Here is a 16,652-nt window from a genome sequence, read left to right on the forward strand (position 1 = left end):
CGGCTTGAGGAAGGTGCCGTGGCCTCCGGCGTCATCGCACGCCTCGCCGAACTGGCCCCCGAGTACGACCGATCGGCCGCCTTTCCCGCCGACTCCCTGCAAGCCGTCCACGAGGCGGGGCTGCTCACCGCCACCATCGGCGAGCGATACGGCGGCCGGGGCGCCGGCGTCGCGGGCACCGCCCGCATCCTGCACACCCTCGGGCAGGGCGACCCCTCCGTCGCACTGATCACGGCGATGACGCTCAACACACACGCCCGGCAGGCCGGCCGGCCGCACTGGCCCGACGAGGTGTACGCGCGCGTGCTCAAGGAGTCGGCGGAGCGGCCCGTTCTCATCAACCACGCGCGCGTGGAACCCGATCTGGGCTCCCCCGCGCGGGGCGGGCTGCCCGCCACGCTCGCCCGGCGCACCGCCGATGGCTGGTCGCTGAGCGGCCGGAAGCGGTTCGTCACCGGGGCCGACGGGCTCGACTGGTTCCTGGTGTGGGCCACCACCGACGAGCCGGAGCCCCGCGTCGGCACGTTCCTGGTCCCGGGCGGCTCCCCCGGCATCCGGATCACCGACCGCTGGGACCAGCTGGGGCTGCGTGCCAGCGGCAGCCACGACGTGACTTTCCACGACGTGGAGATACCGTACGAGCACGTCGTCGGTCTCGGTCCGCACGGACCGGCCGCCGAGCAGGACAACCGGGCGGGCGCCGCCCTCCATCTCCCGCTCGCCGCCCTCTACTTGGGCGTGGCGCGGGCGGCGCAGGTCTTCTTCCACACCTTCGCGCACACGCGCGTGCCCGCCAACCTCGGCCATCCGGTGGCCCGTACGGAACGCTTCCGGCGGACCGCGGGGGAGATCGAGGTGCTGCTCGCCGCCGCCGAGCAGCTGGTGTTCGACGGCGCCGCCCGGGTCGACGCGGGCGACTCGTCGTACACGCCCGAACAGGCCCTCGGCGCCCGGGTTCTGGCCGACCGGCACAGCGTACGGGCCGTGGAGCTGGCCGTACGGCTGCTCGGCAATCCGGGCCTGGCCCGTGGCAATCCTCTGGAGCGGCACTTCCGCGACATCCAGTGCGCGCCGGTGCACGCGCCCCAGGAGGACATCTCCCTGCTCGCGATCGGAACGAAGGCGCTGAACCCGTGACCGCACCAGCCACCACCGCGTCCGCCCAGCTGCTGGGCCTGCTCGCCCGTGATCTCGCGCCCGACCGGCTGACCACGGACCCGGCCGCGCTCGCCGGGTACGCCACCGACCGCTCCGGGACCCGCCCCGAGGGCAGTCCGCTCGCCGTGGTCCATGCCCGGCGGACCGAGGACGTGACCGTCACCCTCCGCCATGCGCACGCCCTGCGGGTTCCGGTCGTCCCGCGCGGCGCGGGCACGGGCCTGTCGGGCGGGGCGACGGCGGGCGAGGGTGCGCTCGTCCTCGATCTGTCCGGGATGAACCGCATCCTCGAACTGTCCGCGGACGATCAGCTGGCCGTCGTCGAACCCGGCGTGATCACCGCCGAGTTGGACCGGGCGGCCGGCACGCACGGTCTGCGCTACGCCCCCGATCCGGCGAGCGCCGCGATCTCCACGATCGGCGGGAACATCGCGACCAACGCGGGCGGCCTGCGCTGCGCGAAGTACGGCGTCACCCGGGACAGCGTGCTGGGTCTTGAGGCGGTGCTCGCGGACGGCACGGTCGTGCGCACCGGCCGCCGTACGGTCAAGGGGGTCACCGGATACGACCTCACCGCCCTGCTCACCGGCTCCGAGGGCACCCTCGCCGTCATCACCTCGGCAACCCTGCGGCTGCGGCCGATTCCGGTGGCGACGGCCACGCTGGCGGCGTACTTCACCTCGTTCGAGGCGGCCGCGGAGGCGTCGTACGCGATCGGGCGGGCCGGGGTCGAGCCGGCGCTCGCGGAGCTGGTGGACGGTCCGGTGCTGCAGGCCATCGACCCGGTGCTGCGGGAGCGCGGCGCGGCCCTGCTGCTGGTGCAGTGCGACGGCGCAGGGGCGGTCACGGAGGCGGAGACGGTCGCCCGACTGCTGGCACCGCTCGCCACGACCGTCGAGACCACCGCGGACCCGGTGGAGGCGGAGGCCCTGCTCGCCGCCCGGCGGCTCGCGCTGCCGGCGCTGGAGCGGCTGGGCCGGCCGCTCATCGAGGACATCGCGGTGCCGCGTTCCCGGCTCGCGGAGGCGGTCCGGAGCATTCGCGCCATTTCCCTGCGGCATGACGTGCCGGTCTTCACCATCGCGCACGCGGCCGACGGGAACCTGCACCCGATCATCGTCGTCGACCCGGCGCTGCCCGGACTCCCGGACGCGGCCTGGGAGGCGGCGGGCGAGATCTTCGCGCTGGCCCTGCGGCTCGGCGGCACCCTCACGGGAGAACACGGTGTCGGGGTGCTGAAGCGGCAGTGGGTGGCGGACGAACTGGGGCCCGCGGCCCACGCGTTGCAGCGCCGGCTCAAGGAGGCCTTCGATCCGCTGGGCATCCTCAACCCGGGCAAGAGCCTCTAGCGGCCGCAGCCCACATGGCGCGGCCCCCGAACCGGAACCGCGGCCACGTTTTCCGGACAGGGGCCGCGTTCATCAGTGCGACGAGGGCGCGAACGCGTCCTATTTTGTTGATCACGGCGGTCACGGGCCGTCGCAGGGGGATGAGCGGAGTCGGCGCCGTTCATCCCCTGCGCTTTCCGGCCACGGACGGGCTGAGCGGGTCTGTGCCTCTCCAGGGCCCGGCCGCCCCCCTCCGCCGTCGCGGCCGGGCCCGACCGGCACGCGGCGGTTACGCCTGCGGCCGAGCCAGCAGGGTGCGTACGCCTTCGGAGGTGAGCGTCAGACCGTGCGGTGAGCTGGCGTCGATGGTGAGCGACAGCTCGCCGGTGGGCCACTGGGAGGCCAGCGCCCCGAGCGGCACCAGCCGGTAGCGCGAGACGAAGGGCAGCAGCCCGGCCATCTCCAGTTCCGAGGTGAAGACCGGGACGACCTGCTCGCCGCCCGGCTGGTCCAGGACGGGCAGCGCGACGGCCGTGGGGTCGGCGGTGTCCTCCTCCGCGGCGTCGTCGGGCACGGGGACGAGCACATCGCTGTCAGCCAGCGTGTCCAGCGCCACCACGTCCTCGGTGTTCTGCGCGAGCGTGTCGAGCGCCTCCTGAGCCGGCGTCGCGGGGACCGGCTTGCCGTTTCCGTTCAGGGACGCGGTGTGGTCGTTCGAGGGTGTGTCCATGGCTGATTCCCAGGTAGTGCGGGTGGGTCGTCCGGGACGGGATCCGCCCCGGACGCAACCCTCGTCGCGTACCCGAACGCAGCCGGGCCATTCATGCCCCGCCCCCGGCCACGGCTCACGACCCCTGCCCACCGGCCCGTCGGACGCACCACGTGTCGCCCGGCGCTGCTCTCACTCGTCGCGTTCCGCACCGCGCGGGTGCGGTGTCGTCGGCTGCAACTGCGGTTGCCGGTCGTCGTGCTGGGCCAGCAGGGAGAGGAGGTCGCCCACGGTCAGCCCGGCCTCGGCGGGGTGCCGCAGGATGGTGTCCGCTTCGATGCGGTACTGGTTGGAGCGCCCTTGCCGGGTATGGGTGAGATACCCGTCCTGCTCCAGATCGGAAATGATCTTCTGCACCGCGCGCTCGGTGAGCCGGCACCGTGCGGCGATGTCGCGGATACGGGTCTCGCGATCCTCGGCGATCGCGGCCAGCACGCGCGCGTGGTTGGTGAGGAACGTCCATCCGGTGTGTGTCTCAGGTACTCCGCCCATGGACTCAGCATATGGCGTGGCATTCACGCATACAAAAGGGTGAAACAAATTTCATGTATCTCTTGACGTAGGACGGACGGGTGGCTGAGCCTGGTGGGGCCGGGACAGGCTGGATGTCCAAGGAGCGGCTGTCATGTCCGAACGTGTCGTTTTCTCGCAGGTCAGGAACGGGGACGAGCCCTGCGCGGCGTCGACGATCCCGTCCACGGGGCGTCGGCCGCTGTCGTTGCAGGTCGAGTCGTACCCGGTCGGGGACCGGGTGCTCGTCGTGGTGTCGGGCGACATCGACCTCGACAGCGACCAGGTGCTGCTGCGCGCCCTGCGCGACGCCCTGGCCCGCTCCGTCAGTGGCGTGGACCTGGATCTGAGCGACGTCGAGTTCTGCGACTGTTCCGGACTCAACGTTTTGTTGCGCATGCGCCGACGCGCACTGGAGGAGGGCAGGTCCATCGCCGTACGGTCGGCCGGCGCGGCTGTCGACCGGCTGCTCACCATCACCGGGACGCGGTCACTCTTCGCCTGCGCGGACGACGTCGGTGCGGAGAGCCCCGATCCGGATCCCGGCCCGACGGACACCTCGGCGTGGGAGGACCCGTTGCCCGACGACGCCGAGCGCGACCTGCGGATCGAACTCGTTCAACTGCGCCGGGCGATGCGGACGCGGCCGGCCATCGACCTGGCCCGCGGTGTGCTGATGGCCTCGTTCGGTCTGAGCCCCGAGGACGCCTGGCACGTCCTGGTCACGCTGTCCCAGCGCACCAACACGAAGCTGCACCATGTGGCCCAGGACCTGGTGGACACCGTCCGCGGCGAACCACTGGCCGAACCGGTGCAGCGGCAGCTGGCCGCGGCGGTCGCCCGGCACAGGACACCTCCGCAGCCCCCTCCGCCGGGCTCCTACGCACAAGCCCCTCCGCCGGGCTCCTCCGCACAAGCCCCTCCGCCGGGCTCCTCCGCACAAGCCCCTCCGCCGGGCTCCTCCGCACAAGCCCCTCCGCCGGGCTCCTCCGCACAAGCCTGAGCTCTCCGCGCCTCGCGGCGGCGGAGAGCTCAACGGGGCTGCCCTGCCGAACCCCGTACGGTTCGGGTCCCCACCCTCGCCCGGCCCATGCGGCCGGGTTCGCAGGGCGGCTCAGGTGCTGCCGGAGCCGCCACTGCCGAAGGAACCGCTGGATCCGGAGTCCCATCGCGGGCGCGGCTGGTCCTCGGCGGTCTTGCTGCCGGAGGCGTGCAGATCGTGCGGCCTCAGCCGCTCGCCCTCCCGGCCGGCCTGGGGGACCTCGTCCGGCTCCCGCGTCTCCCGGGTCTCGTAGACCGCGCCCGACGGCGGCGGCGTGGGCTGCTCAGCCGGCGCGGGCGGTCCTGGCTCCCGGCGCCGCACCTTGATGCCGAACCTGACGGCCCAAATCAGCGCACCGACGATAACGAGGCCGCCGACAAAGGCGATAATCACGCCGACCGCCGCGCCCGACGCAGCCAATTCGTATCCTGTCGATTTCATGGCTGCCGGGTACCCCGCAGAAAACAAGTAATCCCTCCCGTTTCACCGCGGAACCGATCTCCGGTCTCCCCGTCGTCGGCCCGCTCCGTGCCGCGTTCCTGGGCCCACGCCCTGCCGCATCGCGCCTGAGCAGGCCTCCACGAGCTGCCGGCCGACCCCCGCGAACCGCTCCCCTCCACGACCTGTGTGCGCCGAATTGCGCACACCGTGAAGTCCGCACACAATCGCCGCCCGGGCGTGTCTTTCCGGCCTCAAAACCTTCCGGCACTGAATGAGTCGCTCACTACGAAAACGGCACGACTCGACAGGTTGATCCGAATGGCGGCAGGCTGGACCCATGCCTGCGGTGCCGATCGTCGTGCACCGGCCGCTCCCCACCGGCGGCCGTCCTGTGGTCGTACGCAGCGAGATAGCCGGCCTCGCGCACTCCGACCAGGACGTCGTGGCCTTCATTCGGCGGGCCGGTCTGGCGTTCGGCGAGGACGTTCTCGACGACCCGGTGTGGGTGGAGTGGAGGGGCGGCCGGGCGCACGAGTACGGGGCCGGCTGAGCAACGGTGCCCGGCCCGCGGGGTTCGGGACCGCGGCTACGCCTCGTCCAGGTCCCGCCGTTCGAGCGGCCGGGTCGCGGGGCCCTGGACGATGTGGCCGTCCGGATCGAAGCGGGAACCGTGGCAGGGGCACTCCCAGGTCCGCTCCGCCCGGTTGAAGGCGACCAGACAGCCCAGGTGCGTACAGCGCGCGGAGACGGCGTGCAGCTCTCCGCCGTCGTCACGGTGGACGGCACAGCGGTGGCCGCCGACCCGGACCACCGCGCCGTCTCCGGGAGCGATGTCGTCCACGGAACCGGCCGGCCCCGACGGCAGCCGGTCGCCGACGAAGTGCCGGGCGACATGGGCCTGGTGCTTGAGGAAGGCCGGCGCCTCACGCACCGCACTGAGCACCCGCCGCGGGTCGTACAGCTCGCTCCACGGCGACTTCTCCCCGGCGATCAGGGTCGCCAGGAGCCGGCCCGCCATGATGCCGCCGCTGAGCCCCCAGCCGCCGAAGCCCGTCGCGACGTAGGCGTGACGGCTCCCCGGATGCAGCGGTCCGACGAGCGGCACGGAGTCGGTGGAGTCGTTGTCCTGCGTGGCCCAGCGGTGCGTGAAGGTGAGCTCGCCGAAGTGATCGGTGGCCCAGCCGGCGAGCCGTCCGAAGCGCTCCTCCACGTCGGCGGTGCCCGGCGCGAAGTGTTCGCCGGTGACGATCAGCAACCGCTGCCCGTCCGTGAGCGGCGCGGTGCGCAGCGAACGGGTGCGCTGCTCCGTCGTGATGAACATGCCGTGCGGGTCCTGAGCGGCCGGAATCGGTGCGGCCAGGACGAGTTCGCGGCGCGGGGAGAGCCGGGTGAAGAGAAGCGCCCGGTCGAAGATCGGGTAGTGCGTGGCGACGACGACGTCCTTGGCGGTCACCGTGGCCCCCGACTCGGTCTCCAGACGGCAGGGCTCACCTTCCTTGAGACCGACGACCCGGGTGTTCTCGTGGATCTGGGCGCCCCGTACGCGCAGGTCGTCGGCGAGCGCCAGCAGGTATTTGCGCGGGTGGAACTGCACCTGCTCCGTGACACGGACCGCGCCCGCGACGGGGAACGGCAGCCCCGTCGCGGTCACGTACTCGGCGGGCAGCCCGGCCTCGCGGGCGGCCTCCGCCTCCGCCTTCAGCTCCGCGACGCCCTCGGGCTCCTCGGCGAAGGTGTAGGCCGCCGTGTTCTCCCAGTCGCAGTCGATTCCCAGTTCGTCCACGACGGCGGCGGCATGCCGGATCGCCTCCGTCTGGGAGCGCGCGTACAGCTTGGCGGCCTCGCTTCCGCGGGTACGCCGCAGCCGTGCGTAGATCAGGGTGTGCAGGGCGCTGAGCTTGGCGGTGGTGTGCCCGGTGACACCGGCGGCGAGCCGGTCGGCTTCCAGCACCGCCACGCTACGGCCGGCACGGGCCAGTTCCCAGGCGGTGCTCAGGCCCGCCATGCCGGCACCGATCACGGCCACGTCGACCGTGATGTCGGCGTCCAGCGACGGCTGAGGGTCTCCCGGCGGTGCCGTCTCGATCCAGTACGACCTCTGCTCACCCGTGTCCATGTTCATGGGCCCCGAGTTCCCCGGCCGGGTCCACCGAAGCGCCCCGGCACCCGGAAGGCTCAGCGCGGGGTGGGGCGGGGTGCCGATGGGGGTCGGGCCGGGGGGCTCGACGGACGGCGGGATCAGCGCTCGGCGGGCTGCCCGGCATGCGGTCGGGCGGAGGCTGCCGGCGGCGTGAAGGCGGCTTCGGGATCCGCGATGCGCAGGAGGGCCGCCAGGAGCCTTCTGGTGTCGGCCAGGAGGCCTCCGACCAGGGGCATGAGCGCGCGGTGCTCCGCACAGACGGCGGTCAGTCGGCGGTGCGCAGCGGAGGCGCGGGCCAAAGCGTGTCGGCGGTGCGCCGTGGAAGCGGGGGCCAACGCGTGTCGGCGGTCCGTCGCCCCTTCGCGCCGGCCGTCTCCAGAAGTCATGCGCCTGGTGACCACGTCCTTCGCGGCCACGTCCCCGGAGGTCAGGTCCCCCGAGGTCACACGCCCGGCCGATCCCTCGCGCACCCCGTCCGCCGCCCCACGGCTGCGTTCGGCGGGCCGGCACGCGTCAGGGAGGCACGCGTCAGATCGGCACGCGTCAGGAAGGCACGCGTCAGGAAGGCACGCGTCGCCCGCCGCCCGGAGCAGCGCGGCCAGGGCGTCTCGTGCGTCGGAGGGCAGTTCGAGGCGCCGGGGCGCCTCCGCCAGGGTCCGCAGGGTCGTCGCGATGTGCTCGGTGACCTGGTCCCAGGCGAAGTCCCACGCGACGGCGGGTGGTGCGGGCGCGGAGCGGCGCAGTCGGTGGCCGGGATTCACCCGGTAGCTCTCGTCCGACCAGCGACGGGCCTCACGCAGGTCGGTCACCACGTCCGTGAGCCGCTGGGCCCTCTCGTGCCAGCCGCGTGCCTGCTCCTCCCGATGCCCCTCCGCCAGCCCGTCGGCGACGTCGTGCAGCAACTCGCCCGAACCTTCCGGGAGTTGAGCACGCAGCTGGCTCACCCGACGGTCATGGACGGGCGGGAGGACCAAGGCGTTGACGCCGATGCCGATGACGGCCCCGAGCAGGGTCTCCAGGAGCCGGTGGGCGATGTCGGCACCGGTGTAGGAGCCGTAGGCGAGGACGAACAGCGCGGCGGTCGGCGCGTACAGACCATGGGTGCCGAAGCGGGCGTAGTTGCCGAGCAGCACGGTGAGCGGAAGCGCCAGCGCCATCGCGGCCATCTCGTTGTGGGTCAGCACGCCCGCCCCGGCGGCGAGCAGTGTGCCCACGACGACCACCACGAACTGCTGCAGCGCGGACAGCAGAGAGCGATAGACGGTGCTCTGCACCAGAAAGAGCGCCGTCCAGGGTGCCATCAACGCCATCGGCGCGTGCCACCACCAGCCGGCCACCGCCCATGCGAGCAGGGCCGCCCCTGCCGCCTTGAGGGACTGCACCGCGGTGGTGCGCTCGGGTCCCGACACGGTGACGGCCCGGCGGGCCGAGCCCCAGACCGCCCCGACTTCCCACGTCAGCGCGCGCAGAACGGCGCGCGTCCCCGTCCTCGACGTCCGTCCCACCGTTGTCCCACGCTCTCCCGTCAGCACCCTCTTGGAACCCTCTTGGACTTCCCTCGCGGGCTCCCGGGCCCCGGGAGCCGGCCATCCGGGCAGGCGTCACCCCTCGCCGGACGGTCGTCGTGTCTGTGCGGTCAGTCGTCGCCCCGGACGATGTTCCACTCCGGCTCCGTCAGAGCCTGCCGGGGGTCTCCGTCGGCCGTCGCGGGGACGCAGGTGCGGACGGCGCTCGCGCGTCGGCGGCGGGCCTTCGACCAGCCCGTCTCCGGGCGACGCAGGGTGATCTCTTTTCTGACGTCCGCGGTCACGGCGTTTCATCTTCTTTCTGGATCCGGTCCGCTTCGGGCCCGGGCTCGCTGTCGTCTTCTGAGGCATTCGGGTACTCGGCCCGAGTCCCCTGCTCCCCCGCCCCGAAACCGAACGGGTGTGCCGCGCGAAGCGATCACTGTCGGCGCGACATCGCGGCGTACGTCCGTTTCGCCCGGGTCCATGGGGTACTCGGCCGCCACACGGCAAGACGCAGAACGTGTCCGAAAGGATCACCCGGCTCCTGGGCGAGCACCGCGGGCGGGGGCGATTCCGGACCGGGTTCCGCTCGTGGCACCCGGTGAGACCAGAACGGCAGTGCGACCAACGATGAACAGCAACAGAACCCTCCCGAGCGACGTTCTTTCCAGTCAGTCGGTCTTCGGCGCGCCCTGCTGGGTCAGTCTCACCACGAGGGACCTACGGGTCACCCAGGACTTCTACCGGGCCGTCCTGGGCTGGCAGTGGCGGCCGGTCAGACTGGGTGACCAGTTCAAGGTCGCGCACGTGGACGGCATACCGGTCGCGGGAGTGGCCGCGGTCGCCTCCATGTGGCAGATCGCCTCCGCGTGGACCCCGTATTTCGCGGTGGCCAGTGCGGACGAGGCAGTGGCCCGCGTCCAGGAACGCGGTGGTACGACGGCTGTGGGCCCGATCTCCTTGCCGCCCGGACGGGCCGCCCTGCTCGCCGACCGGGACGGCGCGGTCTTCGGCATCTGGGAGGGGAAACTCGTCACCGGCTGGGAGGAGTGGCGCCGGGCGGCTCCCGCGTTCGTACGACTGCACACGCGCAACGCCTTCGACGCGGCAATCTTCTACGGCGAGGTCCTGGACTGGGCTTCGGAACGCGCCGGCTGCTGCGAGGTCCACTACGAAGAGAACGAGGTCGTGCTGCGCAGTGGGGGCGATGTCGTGGCCCGGATCCACTCCGGCGCGTTGGAGGCGGCCCCCGACCCCACGCTCCGGCCCCACTGGCAGATCCATTTCGCGGTCACTGATGTGGAGGCCTGCGCCCGGGCCGCCCGCGCCCACGGCGGTGCGGCCATGCAGGGCGGGCTGGGATCCTCCGAGGCGATCATCGCCGATCCCGACGGCGCGCGCTTCTCGGTGACGGCGCTCTCCTGAGACCGGCCGACCGACAGGGCTCGGCACCGGCCTGGCGAGCTGGTGCAAGTTTCCGCGATTCACGATTCGCCTGCCGGACGGTTCGTGGTGAGGCCGGGGCGGAACACGTCCGCCCCGGCGCAGTCCGCTACTGCGCGCCCGCGAACGTCCACACGGCGTGGGCACCCGGGCCGACTACGAGGGTCGAGCGGCCGATCCGCTCCTCGTGGTGGTCCACGGACCGGTTGAGGGACAACTCGATCTGCCGCAGGCCGACCTGGTCGCCTGCGACGGCGTCGAAACGGATCATGGTGCCGCCCCGCTGCGCCACGACGCCCCCGCCCGCCAGGGGCAGGACGACGAACCCGCCGGACCGCAGCAGAGGGACGGTGCCGGCGAGGTCGCGCGCGGTGACCGCGAGTCGGATGGAGCTCACGTCACGCATCAGATGACTGCCGTAGTCGTCGGAGAGGTAGCGCTCCCGGCCGACGTCACCGGGGTAACTGGCGGGATCGGTCTTGCCGCGCGGGTCGGCGAAGTACTCCGGTCGGTACTCCATCCCCCAGGCTCCGAAGGCGTCGTACTTCTCAGTGGTGAGCACGGCGTCGAACCACGGCACCGGGACACCGTCGCCGAAGTCACGTGTCTGCTGGAAGTCGACCGGGTCGGCGACCCCCTGGTCACGCAACCGCTCGATCACCGTTTCCAGGTCACCGGCGCGCTCCACCGAGAGTCCCATCCCGGTGGAGCCCAAGGCGGCATCCTGGCCGGGCAGATCGCCCACCCCGAACAGTTCGAGGTAGGTCTCGCGACCCATCAGATACCGACCGGTCCAGGCCTTGCCGCCGGAACCGGTCGTGGTGCGTACCTGGAAGTTGGCGAACTCCCGCAGATAGTCGGAGTGTTCGATGGCATCGGCGGTCTCCCGGTCGAGAACTCCGTATGCGTGGTTGTAGAACAGCAACTGTCTGCCGGGCGGTGGTAGAGCGTCGTCGGCCCGCGCCGTACTCGCACCGCCTTCGATCGCCCCGGGGAGGGCGGCCGTGAGGGCCACTGCCAGAACCACGATCATCCGCAACATTCGGCGAGGAAGCACGCGGGCGATCGTAAGCTACATGGGGCCTGCACGCACACTCCGCTCCCGAAGTATGTTGTTTCACCACATGTGCGCCTGACCAGGGTGTTCCTACCGTGTGCCGACACGTACACGTTCCGTGTGCCCGCACGGACACGTCCCGTGTGCCGACCCGGACACGTCCCCACCGACCCCTGGAAGTGGTCCACATGGCCTCCGCAGCCTCCGCTCCCCCAACGCCCGCCGGTCTCAAGCGCATTGTCGCGGCGAGCCTCATCGGTACCACGATCGAGTGGTACGACTTCTTCCTCTACGGCTCGGCCGCCGCGCTCGTCTTCAACAAGCTGTTCTTTCCGGGTTCCGACCCGCTCGTCGGCACGCTGCTGTCCTTTCTGACCTACGCGGTGGGATTCGCGGCCCGCCCGCTGGGCGCCCTCGTCTTCGGGCACTACGGCGACCGGCTCGGCCGCAAGAAACTGCTGGTCCTGAGCCTGCTGTTGATGGGCGGAGCGACGTTCGCGATCGGCCTGCTGCCCACGCACGCGACCGTCGGCGCTGCGGCACCCGTCCTGCTGACCGCACTGCGCCTGGTGCAGGGCTTCGCCCTCGGCGGGGAATGGGGCGGCGCCGTCCTGCTGGTGTCCGAACACGGGGACGCCAAGCGGCGCGGGTTCTGGGCGTCGTGGCCGCAGACCGGGGCGCCGGCCGGACAGCTGCTGGCCACCGGGGTGCTCTCCCTGCTGACCGCCACCCTGTCGGACGCCGCCTTCATCTCCTGGGGCTGGCGCGTCCCGTTCCTGCTCTCCGGCCTGCTCGTGATCGTCGGTTTGTGGATACGTCTTTCTGTCGATGAATCCCCTGTCTTCAAGCGGGCGTTGGCCCAGGCCGAGGCCCGGAAGACGATGCGGGCGACGACCACCTCGGCGGCGGCCGAGGCCGAGACCGAGACCGAGGAGATGCCACTGGTCTCCGTGCTGCGCCACCACTGGCGGGACGTGCTCGTCGCGATGGGCGCCCGCATGGCGGAGAACATCAGCTACTACGTGATCACCGCGTTCATCCTCGTGTACGCCACCACGTCGGCCGGCGTCTCCAAGCAGACGGCACTCAACGCCGTACTCATCGCGTCCGCCGTGCACTTCGCCGTCATCCCGGCCTGGGGCGCGCTCTCGGACCGGGTCGGCCGCCGACCCGTCTATCTCTTGGGAGCGGCCGGGGTGGGCCTGTGGATGTTCCCCTTCTTCCGGCTCATCGACACCGGCGGCTTCGGGAACATCATCCTCGCGGTGACCGTCGGCCTGGTGCTGCACGGGGCGATGTACGCGCCCCAGGCCGCCTTCTTCTCCGAGATGTTCGCGACGCGGATGCGCTACTCGGGCGCCTCCATCGGCGCCCAGTTCGCCTCCGTGGCGGCCGGCGCGCCCGCCCCGCTCATCGCCACCGCCCTGCTGGCCGACTACGACAGCTCGACGCCGATCGCCCTGTACGTGATCGGGGCGGCCGTGGTGACACTGATCGCGGTAGGGGTCGCGAGGGAGACCCGCCACCGGGACCTGGCCGACGTGGAGGCGTCCCCCGACCCCTCCGGCTCAGGCCCCGGCTCCCGCTCCAGCTCCGAGCCCGCGGACGCGCCGACCGCGAACGCGCGCACTGCCTGATCGCGGTCGTGCGTACCGCCTGATCCCGGACGTCCGCACCGCCCGAACCGGGACGTCCGCAGCCCGAACCCGGGCGTGCGTACCGCCTGTTGCGGTACGCACGCCCCGTCCAATCCCGTCCCGGTCCGGTACGCCGTGAACCGACCCTCGTGCGCGCCGTCGCACGGTCGCACAGGGGTCAACTACGGCGTGGCGGACGACAACCGGTGCAGACGCAGGGCGAGTTGGATCTCCAGCGCCCGGCCGGGACTCTGCCAGCCCTCCCCCAGCAGCCGTCCCACCCGCTCCAGCCGCTGCGCGACCGTGTTCACGTGCACATGCAGCTCGTCCTTCGTGCGCGCCGGGCTCATACCGGAGGCGAAGTACGCGTCGACCGTGCGCAGGAGATCGGTGCCGCGCCGCTCGTCGTACGCCACCACCTCCCCGATGGTGCGCTCGACGAAGGCAGCGATGTCCCGGTCGCCGGCCAGGAGCAGCCCCAGGAAGCCGAAGTCCTCGGCGGCGGCGCCGTCGCCGGCCCGGCCGAGCAGGCGCAGGGCGTCGAGGCAGCGCTGCGCCTCGACGTATGCCGATGCCACGGCGTCGGGACGGGACGCGAGGTCCTCGACAGGAGCGGAGGCGCCGACGGTGACCGCCTCGTGGACGGCCGTGCCCAGATGCCCTGCGGTCCAACGGGCCAGGTGCGTCGCGGTGTCTCCGGCGGCGAGGGGCAGCAGCAGGACCGTACCGCCGTCGCGGGCTGCGGCCAGTCCCTGCCGGGTGCCGGCCAGATGGGACGCCGCGGACCACAGGCGTCTGCGGGCGGCGGCCTCCTGGTCGGCGTCGGCCGCCTCCCCGTCGAGACGGGCGGCGAGCACCACGTGCGTGGCGTCGAGGTCTGCGCCCAGCAGGCCGGCGCGCTCGCGCAGCAGGCGCGGGTCGCGGTCCCGGGCGTCGAGCAGGTCGTCCAACAGCTCGCCGCGCACCCGCTGTTCGGCCTCCGCGGCCGAGCGTCTGGCGAGCAGCAGCAGGGAGGTGACCATCGCGGCGCGCTCCAGGGTGCGCTGGTCGACCGGGTCGAGGCCGGGGTGACCGCGCAGCACCAGTGCGCCGAGCAGCTCGCCACCGGCCGCCACGGCGGCGACCCAGTCGCCGCCGTGGCGCACCGCGTGGCCCTCGGACCGGGACGCCTTCAGGGCCGCGCCGGGGGCGGCGGCCGCCTCGGCGAACTCCACGGTGCCGGCGAGGACTTCGGACACCGCCGCGGCCACGTCGTGGACGCCGCCGCCGCGCAGCACGAGTTCGGCGAGCCGGTCGTGGACGTCCGAGGCGCGCTCGATGACCGCGCTGCGGTCCTGGATGATCTCGTTGGCCCGGCCCAGGCGGTCGAGCGCGGAGCGCGTCTCGGTGAGCAGGTTCGCGGTGTCGATGGCGGCCGCGGCGAGAGCGGCGAACGAACCGAGGAGGGCGATCTGCTCCCGCTCGAAGACGCGCGCGCGGGGGTCGGCGGCGAACAGCACCCCGATGACCTGGGGCCCGATCATGAGCGGCACGCCGAGAATCGCGACCAGGCCCTCGTCCCGTACACCCGAGTCGATGGCGTGGGTGTGCTGGAAACGGCCGTCCTTGAAGTAGTCGTCGGTGACATAGGGGCGGGCGGTCTGCGCGACGAGTCCGCCCAGCCCCTCTCCCATACCGAGCCGCAGCTGCTGGAAGCGCGCGGCCACCGAACCCTCGGTGACCCGCATATGGGTGTCTCCCCTGGCCGGGTCGTTCAGGCTGAGGTAGGCCACGTCCGTGCCCAGCAGGGACCGGGCGCGCTGCACGATCGCCTGCAGTACGGCGTCGAGGTCACGCAGCCCCGCCAGGTCGTGCGCGGTCTCGAAGAGCGCGGACAGCTCCGCCTCGCGGCGCCTTCGCCCCTCCATCTCCGAGCGCACGCGCAGCGCCAGCACCTTCGCTTCTTCGAGCGCCGCAACCCGCTCGGCCGGCCGCCCTTCGGCCCGGGCGAGCAGGACTGGCTGCTCATACGCGTCGGCGGACGCGCCTCTGGCCAGCAGCTCCAGGAACGGCGCCTCGGCGCCGTCGGTGAAGCGCTCGGCGGACTGCGCTTGATCGCGGGACATGCTCACAGGATTACCTGTCGGCGGGCCGGCGCCGCCAGCCCTGTGGACAACTCGGGACCGGGCGGCACCGCCGACCCTGTGGACAACTTGCGATCCGGTCCATCAGTGAGCGGTCCAACCGCCGTCCAGCGCCAGCGAGGTACCGGTGATGAAGGACGCCTGCGGGCTGCACAGATAGGCCACCGCCTCGGCGACCTCCGCCGGTTCGATGAGCCGCTTGACCGCGCTGTCCCGGAGCATGATCTCGGCCAGGACGCGTTCCTCGGGGATTCCGTGCGCCCGGGCCTGGTCGGCGAGCTGCTTCTCGACCAGGGGGGTGCGCACATAGGCGGGATTCACACAGTTCGAGGTGACTCCGTGGGGCGCGCCCTCCAGCGCAGCGGTTTTCGACAGCCCTTCGAGGCCGTGTTTCGCGGCCACATACGCCGACTTGAACGCCGAGGCCCGCAGCCCATGGACGGAGGACACGTTGACGATGCGGCCCCACCCCTGTCCGTACATGTGCGGCAGGGCTCCGCGGATGAGCCGGAACGGTGCCTCGAGCATCACGGTCAGCACGGTGTGAAAGACCTCGGGCGGGAACTCCTCCAGGGGGCGGACCAGTTGCAGGCCCGCGTTGTTGACGAGGACGTCGGTGCCCGCTGCGGCGAGCTCCGCGGCGTCCAGGTCGGTCAGGTCGAGGACGTGCGGCTCGACCGTGCCGGCCAGTCCCTCCGCCTCTTCGTTGAGGGTGCCCAGGCCCGCGGCGTCCCGGTCCACCGCTCGCACCTTGGCTCCGGCGGCGGCGAGCCGCAGCGCACAGCTGCGGCCGATGCCGCCCGCCGCGCCGGTGACGAGAGCCGTACGGCCGCCGAGGTCGGGCCAGGTCGCGTGGAGGCCCGGAAGAGGGCTGGACACGGTCATGGTGTGACCCTAGGCAGCGCACAGACGCCGACCCATGTGGTCACACCACACACTTCTCCATCAGGACGTGGGCTGGAACCATGTGGGTTCATCGGCCAACGCCTGCTTGATCCGGAACAGGCTGTGGTCGCTGAGCTTGGGCAGCGCGTCCGGCTCGAACCAGCCGACCTGGAGCGACTCGTCGTCATTGACGCGCGCCTCACCGCCGACGGCCCGGCAGCGGAACGTGATGTCCATGAACTGGCAGATGTCACCGTTGTCGTAGGCCACCTGCTTCCCGGCATCGACCACGAGGACCCGCTCGACTTCGCAGTGCACGGCCGTCTCCTCGTACACCTCGCGCACGGCGCAGACCGCGGGCTGCTCGCCCGGATCCGGAATGCCCGAGATCAGCGACCACCGACGATTGTCCGAACGTTGTCCCAGCAGCACTCTGCCGGTGTCGTCGAACACGACGGCGCTCACGCCGGGAAGCCAGAGGAGCTGGTGGCCCGCGGAGGCCCGGATCGTGCGGATGAAGTCAGGAGTGGCCATGCACCGACCCTAACGGCCCGGACGCGTTACGCCCTTGTGCACCGGCCTCGTTGCGCCGGTGCGGCCCGGGAACGCCG

16 protein-coding genes are annotated in these 16,652 nt (G+C 72.0%); 6 read left to right on the forward strand and 10 right to left on the reverse strand.

Going from position 1 to position 16,652, the window contains the following annotated elements; genetic code table 11:
• Positions 1-18: 18 nt before the first annotated feature.
• Both ACFWM2_RS09410 and ACFWM2_RS09415 read left to right on the forward strand, forming a co-directional pair.
• Positions 19-1,137 carry an acyl-CoA dehydrogenase family protein gene (locus ACFWM2_RS09410; RefSeq protein WP_383275258.1) on the forward strand — a complete coding sequence of 373 codons (1,119 nt, stop codon included), beginning with the start codon at positions 19-21 and terminating at the stop codon, positions 1,135-1,137.
• The gene (locus tag ACFWM2_RS09415) at positions 1,134-2,507 is read left to right on the forward strand and encodes an FAD-binding oxidoreductase (RefSeq protein WP_383275261.1); all 1,374 of its coding nucleotides are present in this window, start codon (positions 1,134-1,136) and stop codon (positions 2,505-2,507) included. Before ACFWM2_RS09410 ends, ACFWM2_RS09415 begins: the two co-directional genes overlap by 4 nt.
• A gap of 268 nt (positions 2,508-2,775) precedes the next feature.
• Here ACFWM2_RS09415 and ACFWM2_RS09420 read toward each other — a convergent pair whose 3' ends face one another.
• Together ACFWM2_RS09420 and ACFWM2_RS09425 are read right to left on the reverse strand one after the other, a co-directional pair.
• Positions 2,776-3,216, reverse strand: coding sequence for an SseB family protein (locus ACFWM2_RS09420; RefSeq protein WP_383275264.1), 441 nt, complete (start codon positions 3,214-3,216; stop codon positions 2,776-2,778).
• Between the two features lie 171 nt (positions 3,217-3,387).
• The gene (locus ACFWM2_RS09425; protein WP_383275267.1) at positions 3,388-3,747 is read right to left on the reverse strand and encodes a helix-turn-helix transcriptional regulator; all 360 of its coding nucleotides are present in this window, start codon (positions 3,745-3,747) and stop codon (positions 3,388-3,390) included.
• Positions 3,748-3,880: 133 nt separating this feature from the next.
• Between ACFWM2_RS09425 and ACFWM2_RS09430 the strand changes: the two genes are divergently transcribed.
• Positions 3,881-4,768: an ANTAR domain-containing protein gene (locus ACFWM2_RS09430; protein WP_383275270.1), complete on the forward strand. Its 888-nt coding sequence runs from the start codon at positions 3,881-3,883 to the stop codon at positions 4,766-4,768.
• A 111-nt stretch (positions 4,769-4,879) separates the two neighbouring features.
• On the opposite strand, the gene ACFWM2_RS09435 is transcribed toward ACFWM2_RS09430, so the two are convergent.
• Positions 4,880-5,248, reverse strand: coding sequence for a DUF6479 family protein (locus tag ACFWM2_RS09435; protein WP_383275273.1), 369 nt, complete (start codon positions 5,246-5,248; stop codon positions 4,880-4,882).
• A 337-nt stretch (positions 5,249-5,585) separates the two neighbouring features.
• On the opposite strand from ACFWM2_RS09435, the gene ACFWM2_RS09440 reads away from it, so the two are divergent.
• On the forward strand, positions 5,586-5,798 hold the full coding sequence (locus tag ACFWM2_RS09440; protein ID WP_383275276.1) for a hypothetical protein: 213 nt from the start codon (positions 5,586-5,588) through the stop codon (positions 5,796-5,798).
• Between the two features lie 36 nt (positions 5,799-5,834).
• On the opposite strand, the gene ACFWM2_RS09445 is transcribed toward ACFWM2_RS09440, so the two are convergent.
• From ACFWM2_RS09445 to ACFWM2_RS09455, 3 genes are all read right to left on the reverse strand, one after another.
• Complete coding sequence (locus ACFWM2_RS09445; RefSeq protein ID WP_383275279.1) at positions 5,835-7,370, reverse strand: FAD-dependent oxidoreductase; 1,536 nt, start codon at positions 7,368-7,370, stop codon at positions 5,835-5,837.
• Positions 7,371-7,486: 116 nt separating this feature from the next.
• Positions 7,487-8,893, reverse strand: coding sequence for an aromatic acid exporter family protein (locus ACFWM2_RS09450; protein ID WP_383275282.1), 1,407 nt, complete (start codon positions 8,891-8,893; stop codon positions 7,487-7,489).
• Between the two features lie 131 nt (positions 8,894-9,024).
• Entirely contained in the window at positions 9,025-9,198 is a 174-nt protein-coding gene (locus tag ACFWM2_RS09455; protein WP_383275285.1) for a hypothetical protein, read from the reverse strand.
• Between the two features lie 328 nt (positions 9,199-9,526).
• On the opposite strand from ACFWM2_RS09455, the gene ACFWM2_RS09460 reads away from it, so the two are divergent.
• On the forward strand, positions 9,527-10,321 hold the full coding sequence (locus tag ACFWM2_RS09460) for a VOC family protein (protein WP_383275288.1): 795 nt from the start codon (positions 9,527-9,529) through the stop codon (positions 10,319-10,321).
• Positions 10,322-10,448: 127 nt separating this feature from the next.
• On the opposite strand, the gene ACFWM2_RS09465 is transcribed toward ACFWM2_RS09460, so the two are convergent.
• Complete coding sequence (locus tag ACFWM2_RS09465; protein WP_383276479.1) at positions 10,449-11,372, reverse strand: DUF5829 family protein; 924 nt, start codon at positions 11,370-11,372, stop codon at positions 10,449-10,451.
• A gap of 212 nt (positions 11,373-11,584) precedes the next feature.
• Here ACFWM2_RS09465 and ACFWM2_RS09470 point away from each other — a divergent pair, with 212 nt between their 5' ends.
• The gene (locus ACFWM2_RS09470; protein ID WP_383275291.1) at positions 11,585-13,033 is read left to right on the forward strand and encodes an MFS transporter; all 1,449 of its coding nucleotides are present in this window, start codon (positions 11,585-11,587) and stop codon (positions 13,031-13,033) included.
• A gap of 182 nt (positions 13,034-13,215) precedes the next feature.
• Here the strand turns inward: ACFWM2_RS09470 and ACFWM2_RS09475 are convergent, their stop codons facing one another.
• The 3 genes from ACFWM2_RS09475 to ACFWM2_RS09485 all read right to left on the reverse strand — a co-directional run bounded on the left by ACFWM2_RS09475 (position 13,216) and on the right by ACFWM2_RS09485 (position 16,575).
• Complete coding sequence (locus ACFWM2_RS09475) at positions 13,216-15,138, reverse strand: helix-turn-helix domain-containing protein (RefSeq protein ID WP_383275294.1); 1,923 nt, start codon at positions 15,136-15,138, stop codon at positions 13,216-13,218.
• A 102-nt stretch (positions 15,139-15,240) separates the two neighbouring features.
• Positions 15,241-16,041 (reverse strand): 3-hydroxybutyrate dehydrogenase, encoded by an 801-nt coding sequence (locus tag ACFWM2_RS09480; protein WP_383275297.1) that lies wholly within the window; start codon positions 16,039-16,041, stop codon positions 15,241-15,243.
• 60 nt (positions 16,042-16,101) lie between these two features.
• Entirely contained in the window at positions 16,102-16,575 is a 474-nt protein-coding gene (locus tag ACFWM2_RS09485; RefSeq protein WP_383275299.1) for an NUDIX domain-containing protein, read from the reverse strand.
• Between the last annotated feature and the right edge of the window lie 77 nt (positions 16,576-16,652).

The sequence above is a fragment of the Streptomyces sp. NPDC058371 genome (assembly GCF_042723265.1).
Classification (GTDB): domain Bacteria; phylum Actinomycetota; class Actinomycetes; order Streptomycetales; family Streptomycetaceae; genus Streptomyces.

Excerpts from the sequence above, each read along its gene's own strand:
- ACFWM2_RS09420 (WP_383275264.1), bottom strand. The coding sequence starts at position 3,216 with ATGGACACACCCTCGAACGACCACACCGCGTCCCTGAACGGAAACGGC.
- ACFWM2_RS09425 (WP_383275267.1), bottom strand. The coding sequence starts at position 3,747 with ATGGGCGGAGTACCTGAGACACACACCGGATGGACGTTCCTCACCAAC.
- ACFWM2_RS09430 (WP_383275270.1), top strand. The coding sequence starts at position 3,881 with ATGTCCGAACGTGTCGTTTTCTCGCAGGTCAGGAACGGGGACGAGCCC.
- ACFWM2_RS09435 (WP_383275273.1), bottom strand. The coding sequence starts at position 5,248 with ATGAAATCGACAGGATACGAATTGGCTGCGTCGGGCGCGGCGGTCGGC.
- ACFWM2_RS09440 (WP_383275276.1), top strand. The coding sequence starts at position 5,586 with ATGCCTGCGGTGCCGATCGTCGTGCACCGGCCGCTCCCCACCGGCGGC.
- ACFWM2_RS09445 (WP_383275279.1), bottom strand. The coding sequence starts at position 7,370 with ATGAACATGGACACGGGTGAGCAGAGGTCGTACTGGATCGAGACGGCA.
- ACFWM2_RS09460 (WP_383275288.1), top strand. The coding sequence starts at position 9,527 with ATGAACAGCAACAGAACCCTCCCGAGCGACGTTCTTTCCAGTCAGTCG.
- ACFWM2_RS09465 (WP_383276479.1), bottom strand. The coding sequence starts at position 11,372 with ATGATCGTGGTTCTGGCAGTGGCCCTCACGGCCGCCCTCCCCGGGGCG.
- ACFWM2_RS09470 (WP_383275291.1), top strand. The coding sequence starts at position 11,585 with ATGGCCTCCGCAGCCTCCGCTCCCCCAACGCCCGCCGGTCTCAAGCGC.
- ACFWM2_RS09475 (WP_383275294.1), bottom strand. The coding sequence starts at position 15,138 with ATGTCCCGCGATCAAGCGCAGTCCGCCGAGCGCTTCACCGACGGCGCC.
- ACFWM2_RS09480 (WP_383275297.1), bottom strand. The coding sequence starts at position 16,041 with ATGACCGTGTCCAGCCCTCTTCCGGGCCTCCACGCGACCTGGCCCGAC.
- ACFWM2_RS09485 (WP_383275299.1), bottom strand. The coding sequence starts at position 16,575 with ATGGCCACTCCTGACTTCATCCGCACGATCCGGGCCTCCGCGGGCCAC.